The following is an 8,623-nucleotide window of genomic DNA, read 5'->3' on the forward strand; positions in this document are numbered from 1 at the left end:
TGACAACCAGGCGAATGGTGGTGGTGATCACAGCCACTGCTGTCAGGGCCAACACCCCGGTGATGCTCAGGGATCCCAGACGTAGCACCTCCTGGATTTGGGCCAGTTGCTCCACAATGTGGCTGCCGTAGTACACCTCGTCTACCCCTTCCAATTGGCGAATCTGTGCCGCCACCTCCCCCAGGGCTCCGGCAGAATCGGCTTTGACCCGCAGGGCATCCACCAAAGGGTTCTCCCCCAACTGAGTCTCCAGGGCCGCCTCATCCTGGATCCCCATCTCCAGCAAAAGGTCGCGCCAAGCTTGCTCTTTGGTGATGACCCTCACCTCCGCCACATGAGGCAGTTGGGCAACTTGGGGTTGCAAATCCACCCCCCGGCCTTCCGGCTCTAGATAGACGGAGATCTCCAGTTGCCCCCCCAGAGACTGGACTGTTGCATCCACCCCCCAAGACAGCTCAACGCCGATTCCCACCAGAAACAGCAACACCAACAGGGTGCTCACCGCCGCCCAGTTTAGCCAGCCTCCCCGCCGCAACCCCAAAAAAGTTTCCTGCAGGAGGTAGCGGATTTTGTTGAGAAATCGGGAGAGAGATTGCATGCTGTTTACCGCCCAACACTGCCAGTAAACCCAATCTTCAGGATTCCCACCCTATGCAGCGCCTCAGCGCAGATCATACAGGCGTCCTCCTTCCAGGCGCACCACCCGGTGACCCGCCCGCTCCACCAGATAGGGGTCGTGGCTGGTCATGAGGATCGTCACGCCAAAGGAATTGAGCCGCTCCAGGATCTGCAGAACCAAGAGCGAGTTTTCCCGATCCAGATTTCCCGTTGGCTCGTCCGCCAGCAACAAGACGGGCATGTTGACAATGGCGCGGGCCAAGCTGAGGCGCTGTTGCTCCCCTCCCGAAAGCTCGTGGGGGAAGTGATCCCGCTTCTCGGTCAGCCCCACCATCTTCAAAGTTGGCCCCAGGCGGCGGTGGATCTCTGCTGGGGAAAGTCCCTGGGCCCGCAGCACAAAGGCCACATTTTCCGCCAGGGTGCGATTGGCCAAGAGGCGATAGTCTTGAAAAACCACCCCCAAGCGCCGCCGCAACATTGCCAGAGGGCGGGGCGGGATGCAGTAGGGCCGCCGCCGACCTTCCGAAGAAAACAGACACACCTGATCCACTATCACCGTGCCCTCGGTGGCCTGTTCGGCTCCGTAGAGCAGCCGTAGCAGGGTGGACTTGCCTGCCCCCGACACTCCGGTTACGAACACAAACTCGCCGCGGCGCACCTCTAGGTTCACATCTCGGAAAACCCAGTTGCCGTTGGGAAAGACCTTGCTCACCCCCTGCAACGACACCATGCTCTCAGCGCTACCTGGGGCCGGCAGGGATCCGGGCTGGGGCTTGGGGTAGAGGCCCAAGGTGGTTTCTGGGTCGGTTGGGGCGGGGAGGGAGGGGTTGGGGGTTGTACCAGCCCAAGGGTGAAGGCGAGGAGCGTAGCCAGTGTGCTGACCAAGCATCATGGTAAAACGCTTAGACAGAAGAGAACGAGTGGAGCTGCCAGGCTAGGAGCGCGAGGGAGAAGAGGGATCCCACAGCACCCGCCAGGCAAACCTGGGCAAAGCCAACATGCGTCGCCAGCGCCAGGGTTCCTGATAGAGACGATACAACCATTCCAGGTGATGGTCACGCCACCAGCGGGGGGCCCGTCGTTTTTGCCCAGCCCAAATGTCGAAGCTGCCCCCCACCCCCATCCAGATGGCCTGGGGCAGAAGGGCCCGCCGCTGGCGGATCCACAGCTCCTGTCGCGGGGATCCCAGCCCCACCCACACCAGTTGGGGTTGAATTTTTTGGAGAGCTTGCAGCAGTTTTTCCTCTTCGGCGCCAGAGAAGTAGCCGTGATGGCCCCAAATGGACAGAGAGGGAAAGCGAGCTTGCCACTGCTGAACCGCTGCCCGGTTGACTTCCGGCCTTCCTCCCACCAAGGCCAAGCGCCACCTCCGTTCTGCTGCCCGCGAGATCAAAGCTTCAGCCAACTCGATCCCTGGCACCCGCTGGACACGGATCCCCTGCCGCCGCAAGGCCCACACCACCCCAATGCCGTCTGGGATCACCAGCTCAGCCTCCTGCAGCACTTGGGCAAAGGCCGGATCCTGCTGCGCCTGCATGATCATCTCCGGGTTGCAGGTGACCACCTGGGCACCCTGGCCCTGGCTGATGCGGGCTTCAATCCAGGCGGTATAGCTCTGCAGATGGGCTTCCGGCAGGGCTAGGTGCAGGTTGACGCCCAAAAGGGGGTAAGTTACCAATGACATTGCCACAGGCCTAGGGAGAGAACTTGCTTCCCCATCCAAATTGTGCCAACAAAAAAGAGCGCCATCCTTCGGGGTGAGACCAAAAACACCGGCCAGGGATCCCCATGCTCTCCGAACAGCCTTCTCCAAGCGTCTTGGCCCCCCGCGAGGGGCGCTGGCTCTGGCAGGGCCAGTCCATCCGCTACCAACAGGCGGGATCCGCTGGCCCAGCAGTGGTGCTTATCCACGGTTTTGGGGCCAGCAGTGACCACTGGCGGAAAAATTTGCCGGAGCTGGGGCGGCACTGCCGCGTGTACGCCCTGGATCTGCTGGGGTTTGGGGGATCCGCCAAGCCCTTGCCAGGATCCCCTTTCCCCTACACCTTTGAAACCTGGGGCGCCCAGGTGGCCGATTTTGGGCGGGAGGTGGTGGGGGAGCCAGCTTATCTAGTGGGCAACTCCATTGGTTGCATTGTGGCCTTGCAGGCAGCTGTTTTGCAGCCAGGCCAGGTCTTGGGGGTGGCGATGTTGGATCCCTCGCTGCGGCTGTTGCACGAGCGCAAGCGTCGCCAGATCTCTTGGCTGCGCCGCCGAACCACTCCCCTCATCCAGTCCTTGCTAGGGTGGCCCCCTTTTGGGCGGTTTTTCTTTGCCCAAATAGCCCAGCCCCGGGCCATTCGCAACATCCTCCTCCAAGCCTATGGGCGCAAGGAGGCGGTTACGGAAGACCTGGTGCAGCTTTTGCTGCGACCGGCCCTCGATCCGGGGGCGGCAGAGGTTTTCTTGGCCTTTGTGCGCTACTCCCAGGGGCCCTTGGCCGAAGATCTCCTGCCCCAAGTCACCTGCCCCGTCCTCATCCTCTGGGGAGAGGCGGATCCCTGGGAGCCCATTGCTCTAGGGCGGGCCTTGGCCGAGTTCCCCTGCGTGGTGGGGTTCATCCCCCTGCCGGGAGTTGGCCACTGCCCCCAAGACGAGGCCCCGGAGCTGGTCAACCCACTGCTGCTGGCTTGGATCCGGGATCCCACCCGAAAACCTGAGCTCAGGATCCCCTAGCAGCGCCTCTCCCAGAGGAGGGAAGTTGGAATTGGCCTAACTTTTCCCGCAAGGGGGGAGGTCTGGGTTCTCCCGCCTAAGAGCGACCGAGGTGCTCCAGTTGCTCCAGGTTGGGGCCGCTCAGCCGGAAGGCCTGGCCAAACCCCTGAATGAAGCTGCCGCCAGTGGGGGTGATCTGGCAGAAGTGGAAGTCCGCTAGGCCCAGGATCATCTCGGCTATCTCGTACTTGGCACGATAAAGAGCCTCGAACCCCTTAGCTTGAGCTTCCTCGCGGCTGAGGAACTGGGCTTTTCCGCTCACCATCACCCGCGGCAAAGCGTGGTTGCTGCGGGGATCCCCCGGCGTGGGCGGCTCGTGGATGAGCAGGCTGGCTCGCGGATCCGCCCGCAAAGCCTGGGTGTGGGCAGAAAGGTCGCTGATGACAATGGCAAAGCGCAAGGGATCCCACTGCACCACAAAGGGCACCAACGACACTGCTGGGGAGCCCTGATCCAGCACTGCTAAGCTGGCCACCGGCTGGCCCTCCAGCAGCGCCTTCAACTTTTCCTGCACCGACATCGCTTTTTCTCCCATTGCCCCTGCTATTATCCCCAAGCCCCCCTCGCTTGAGAAGGGCTGGATCCCTGGGATAATATCCATTGCCCGTTTGAGCAGCCCGCACCACCGGGAGCAACATTTTTCGACCTTTTTCAACCCTATCGACGTCGATACATCCCAATGTATTGTGACTATCTTGTTCAGATCCTCACGGCTCGCGTTTACGACGTCGCCCAAGAAACCCCCCTGGAGCCGGCTTTTAACCTCTCCCGCCGCCTGAACAACCAGGTCTGGCTCAAGCGGGAAGATCTGCAGCCGGTTTTCTCCTTCAAGCTGCGGGGGGCCTACAACAAGATGGCCCACCTACCCCCGGAGCAACTGGCCCAAGGAGTCATCGCGGCTTCTGCCGGCAACCACGCCCAAGGGGTGGCCCTGGCAGCGCAGCGACTGGGCACCCACGCGGTCATTGTGATGCCCGTCACCACCCCCCAGGTGAAGATAGAGGCGGTGCGGGCGCGGGGGGCCCAGGTGGTCTTGCACGGCGACACCTTCGACGACGCCTACGCCTACGCGCGGCAACTGGAAGCTGAAAAGAGCTTGACCTTCATCCATCCCTTCGACGATCCCTTGGTGATTGCCGGCCAGGGCACCATCGGCATGGAGATCCTGCGCCAGTATCAACAGCCCATCCACGCCATCTTCGTCGCCGTTGGCGGGGGCGGCCTGATCTCGGGCATCGCCGCCTACGTCAAGCGCCTGCGCCCGGAGATCAAAATCATCGGGGTAGAACCACTGGACGCCGACGCCATGTACCGCTCCCTACGAGCTGGCCGAAGGGTGCGCCTCTCCCAGGTAGGCCTGTTTGCTGATGGGGTGGCGGTGCGAGAGGTGGGGGAAGAAACCTTCCGCCTCTGTCAGCAGTACGTGGACGAGATCCTCTTGGTGAGCACCGACGACACCTGTGCCGCCATCAAGGATGTCTTTGAAGATACCCGCTCTATTTTGGAGCCCGCCGGCGCCTTGGCCATTGCCGGCCTCAAAGCCTACGTCAGCCGCACCGGCATCCAGGGACAGACCCTGGTGGCGGTGGCCAGCGGGGCCAATATGAACTTCGACCGCCTGCGCTTTGTGGCCGAGCGAGCCGAGATCGGCGAACAGCGGGAGGCCATTTTCGCCGTCACCATCCCCGAAGAGCGGGGCAGCTTGCGCCGGTTCTGCGCCCACATCGGCCAGCGCAACCTCACCGAGTTCAACTACCGCATCGCCGATACCCAAGAAGCTCACATCTTTGTCGGCCTACAGGTGCGGGATCGGGCCGATGCCCAGGCAGCGGCCCTGGATCTGGAGCGGGCTGGCTTTAAGACCTTGGATCTCACCGACGACGAGCTGGCCAAGCTGCATCTACGCCACATGGTGGGGGGGCGCTCCCCCTTGGCTGAGAACGAGCTGCTCTACCGCTTCGAGTTCCCGGAGCGGCCCGGGGCCCTAATGCAGTTCTTGTCTTGCATGAGCCCCAACTGGAACATCAGCCTCTTTCACTACCGCAACAACGGCGCCGACTACGGTCGCGTCCTCATCGGCATGCAAGTGCCCAGCTGCGAAATGCCCGCCTGGCAGCGCTTTCTGGATACCCTGAACTATCGCTACTGGGACGAAAGCCGCAATCCGGCCTACAAGCTCTTCCTGGCCTAGTCAGTGTCGGCTTATTGCGGGGGTGAACAAAGTTGTAAACAAAACTTTACAATCTTATGTGGAGCGCGCTACGCTGGTAGAGAAAGAGCAAGGAGAATCCTATGAGCAAATATCGCTCCGTCGTAGTTGAAGAAGGTGGCCGTCTCAACAACTACGCCATTGAGCCGGAGATGTACGTGGACACTGTTCCGCGGGTGGGCTTCACCGACTATGCAGAGCGCTTGAACGGGCGTTTGGCGATGATCGGCTTTGTTGCCCTAATCCTGTTTGAAGCCTTATCCGGAACTACTCTCATCGGCTGGCTGCAGTCCTTGGGGCAGTAGGAGAGGGGAAGGCAAGCCGTGGCCTGGGGAATCTGGGGTAGCCAACCTGGGAGTACAGCCTTTTGCCTGAACAAGCCTTTCCTTGGCTGACTTTGCACACAGAGGGATAGCTTGGTAGCCCTGTACTCAGCGCTCCGCGCCGCTGACGCGAGTAGTGCGGGGCGGAAAAGCCCGCCAGCGACTTTAGTTGCTCATCAATAGTGTAGTTGTCACCGGGGCGTCCTGTTCCCAGGCGCGCCCCTAAGACGGTGAAAAACCCGACCAGTGGCAAGCGTCCGGAAGATACTAACGTCTGAGCTAAGCTGCAAGGACTCCGTCGCGCTGACGCGAACAGAAAAGCCAGCAGAACCTTGGGGCTTTGCCTCAAGGAATTCTCTAGAGGCGTCTTGACAGCGCTTTTATGAGTTTGTTTTTGAACGGCGTAAGAATCCCCTGCCTTTAGGTGGTGGGAGTGTCAGCGCGCATTGAAAAGACAAGGGCGGCAAAGCCAAGCAAGTGGTACCGGGCCTGGTTTCTTGGGACGCTGTGAGCGATCCCAAGTCCGGCATTCTGGAGGCGACCCAACGGGAGATTGGCCGCTGTTTGGCCTGGGATCGCGGTGAGGAGCCGCCCACGGATCCCCAGGCCATCAGGGAGTCCCCTGCTAAGTACGCGCCGCCAGTTTACGACCCCTTTGCTGGCGGGGGAGCGATCCCGCTGGAGGTGCAGCGGTTGGGGCTCAAGGCTTATGCCAGTGACTCAAACCCGGTGGCCGTTCTCATCAATAAGGCTCTGATTGAAATTCCACCGCGATTTTCAGGACAGGCTACCGGTTAGCGCCCTCACCCCCAACCTCCTCTTCCACAAGGCGAGGGGGAGTCAGAGAAATGGAAAGTTCCTCCAGCAATTTAGAAGAAGATGCAGGAGGTGGCTCGACAACTGCGGCGGGAATCTACACCTTCTGAGGGGATTTTGTGGGAAGCGCTGTGTAATCGCAAGTTGGAGGGGCGCAAATTTCGGCGGCAGCAACCGATCGTCACATTCGTGGTCAATTTTTCTGCAAGGAAGAGGCTTTGATTGTAGAGGTCGATGGCCAATCCACAGGCACCAAAAAGATTTGGATCGCCAACGAGAGGAACTGCTGGAAAGCCTAGGACTGCGCTTTGTGCGCCTGAGTAGCCACTTGGTAGAAACCAATCTCCCCGTAGCCCTGGATCGAATCCGCACTGCCTTCCTCCCCTCTCCCTCTGGGAGAGGGGTTGGGGGTGAGGGATCCAAAAGACTACAATAGCGCCAGCCCATCCTCAAATCCTCTGAACGGGATCCCTCAAGCTGTGATCTCCCTCAACTTACGGCCCAGCCTGGAGTTGACTGATGAAGTTTTTGAACAGCTTTGCCGGCAGAACCCTGAGCTGCGCTTGGAGCGCACCGCCCAAGGGGAGCTAGTCGCCATGGCCCCTGTTGGCAGCGATAGCAGTCGCCAAAACCTGAGCCTCAGCGCCCAACTCTGGCAATGGAACCGCCAAACCCAGCGTGGCGTGGCCTTCGACGCTTCTGCCGGCTTTGCCCTCCCCAACGGGGCCATTCGCTCTCCCGATGCCGCCTGGATTACCAAGGAGCGCTGGCAGCAGCTTACTCCAGAGCAGCGCCGCCGCTTTGCACCCCTTTGTCCAGATTTTGTCCTGGAATTGCGCTCCCCTTCCGACGACCTGGCCGCTTTGCAGGCCAAGCTGCAGGAGTACCTCGAAAACGGATCCCAACTGGGCTGGCTGATTGACCCGGAAAGCCAGCGAGTTTACGTCTATCGCCCCGCTCAGCCCGTCCAAGTCCTGGAGCGCCCAGCTTACCTCGAAGGGGATCCCGTCCTCCCTGGCTTTGTTGCCGATCTCAGCTTAGTTTGGGAATAATCTGCCCCGAGTTGCCCTCTTTTCCCACCTGCCCCTTCTTGCAGCCTTTGACCGGTGGCTATCAGCAACCACGAACGTAAACTTCCCCCGACTTCAGCCGGGGGCTTAGGGACTCCGTCTCGCTGACGCGAACAGTAGCCCTGTAGTTGGCCTGCCAACCCCAAACCCCCCTCTGTCCCCCCGTATACGGGGGGATGTAGGGGAGCAGGCCGGTTTACAGCAGCCCCCAAAAGCGCAATTACAAAGGACTCCGTCCCGCTAACGCGAGTGGTAAAATCTGCATCCCCTTCCCAACCACAGGCCGGGTTCACACAACGAAAACGCTTCCCTTCCCACTGGCCAAGCCACAAGCACCGGTGGCAGATCTGCGAAGTGTAGGCAGGCAGAACCACCGCAACCTTGACTCCTGCTCTTACTGCCTTGTAGTGCAAAAATTGCCTCAACGGGTAGAACGCCCAACCGTTCAACCGCCGCCGCTCTGTCTTGCTGCGGGACTGTTGGTTGACACGTTCCCGCTCGCGCCAGCGGGCCGGAGGCCTCATCCCAGTCAAGTCTTCCAAGGCAATGGTGCTACAGGTAGCTCTGGCCCCAGAAACAATCGCTTTAGAGATGCAGTGATTCACCCAGGTTGGAAAGCGCCCCTCCCTACCAGACAGCCGTTGCAGCAGTTGCCGACACCTGCGCCGAGAACTGCGTGTGCCCTGACTGACCTTGCGTTGAAGAGCCGCTCTCAACCAGGAGTAGTGGTCTCCTACAGCCTGTTTAAAGTGGGGTACAGGTTGCAGGAGGAAGGAGAGGAAGAGATGCCAACCCATTCTTTGGATCTACGGCAAAGGGTTGTAACAGCTTAT

At 60.5% G+C, this 8,623-nt stretch carries 10 protein-coding genes and 1 pseudogene; 6 read left to right on the forward strand and 5 right to left on the reverse strand.

Going from position 1 to position 8,623, the window contains the following annotated elements:
• The 3 genes from NW835_RS12265 to NW835_RS12275 all read right to left on the reverse strand — a co-directional run.
• Positions 1-598: cell division protein FtsX (locus tag NW835_RS12265; RefSeq protein ID WP_414415434.1), on the reverse strand; the 598-nt coding region annotated here is incomplete at its 3' end.
• 63 nt (positions 599-661) lie between these two features.
• Positions 662-1,510 (reverse strand): cell division ATP-binding protein FtsE, encoded by an 849-nt coding sequence (locus tag NW835_RS12270; protein WP_414364078.1) that lies wholly within the window; start codon positions 1,508-1,510, stop codon positions 662-664.
• Positions 1,511-1,552: 42 nt separating this feature from the next.
• Positions 1,553-2,302 (reverse strand): WecB/TagA/CpsF family glycosyltransferase, encoded by a 750-nt coding sequence (locus NW835_RS12275; RefSeq protein WP_414364079.1) that lies wholly within the window; start codon positions 2,300-2,302, stop codon positions 1,553-1,555.
• A 104-nt stretch (positions 2,303-2,406) separates the two neighbouring features.
• Here NW835_RS12275 and NW835_RS12280 point away from each other — a divergent pair, with 104 nt between their 5' ends.
• Positions 2,407-3,333 (forward strand): alpha/beta fold hydrolase, encoded by a 927-nt coding sequence (locus tag NW835_RS12280; RefSeq protein WP_414364080.1) that lies wholly within the window; start codon positions 2,407-2,409, stop codon positions 3,331-3,333.
• Positions 3,334-3,409: 76 nt separating this feature from the next.
• Here the strand turns inward: NW835_RS12280 and NW835_RS12285 are convergent, their stop codons facing one another.
• Positions 3,410-3,973 (reverse strand): HugZ family protein, encoded by a 564-nt coding sequence (locus NW835_RS12285; protein WP_414415435.1) that lies wholly within the window; start codon positions 3,971-3,973, stop codon positions 3,410-3,412.
• A 78-nt stretch (positions 3,974-4,051) separates the two neighbouring features.
• Between NW835_RS12285 and ilvA the strand changes: the two genes are divergently transcribed.
• The 5 genes from ilvA (at position 4,052) to NW835_RS12310 (ending at position 7,772) form a co-directional block, all read left to right on the forward strand.
• Positions 4,052-5,563 (forward strand): threonine ammonia-lyase, biosynthetic, encoded by a 1,512-nt coding sequence (ilvA, locus tag NW835_RS12290; protein ID WP_414415436.1) that lies wholly within the window; start codon positions 4,052-4,054, stop codon positions 5,561-5,563.
• A 101-nt stretch (positions 5,564-5,664) separates the two neighbouring features.
• On the forward strand, positions 5,665-5,886 hold the full coding sequence (locus tag NW835_RS12295; RefSeq protein WP_414364083.1) for a high light inducible protein: 222 nt from the start codon (positions 5,665-5,667) through the stop codon (positions 5,884-5,886).
• Positions 5,887-6,411: 525 nt separating this feature from the next.
• Positions 6,412-6,702: a DNA adenine methylase gene (locus tag NW835_RS12300; protein ID WP_414415437.1), complete on the forward strand. Its 291-nt coding sequence runs from the start codon at positions 6,412-6,414 to the stop codon at positions 6,700-6,702.
• A gap of 81 nt (positions 6,703-6,783) precedes the next feature.
• Positions 6,784-6,942, forward strand: coding sequence for a DUF559 domain-containing protein (locus NW835_RS12305; RefSeq protein WP_414415438.1), 159 nt, complete (start codon positions 6,784-6,786; stop codon positions 6,940-6,942).
• A 257-nt stretch (positions 6,943-7,199) separates the two neighbouring features.
• A complete protein-coding gene (locus tag NW835_RS12310; RefSeq protein ID WP_414364086.1) occupies positions 7,200-7,772 on the forward strand; it encodes a Uma2 family endonuclease in 573 nt (190 codons plus the stop codon).
• A gap of 206 nt (positions 7,773-7,978) precedes the next feature.
• Here the strand turns inward: NW835_RS12310 and NW835_RS12315 are convergent.
• Positions 7,979-8,527: pseudogene (locus tag NW835_RS12315) on the reverse strand (zinc ribbon domain-containing protein); the annotation flags it as partial.
• Between the last annotated feature and the right edge of the window lie 96 nt (positions 8,528-8,623).

The organism is Synechococcus sp. OH2 (assembly GCF_047462155.1).
Lineage (GTDB): Bacteria > Cyanobacteriota > Cyanobacteriia > Thermostichales > Thermostichaceae > Thermostichus.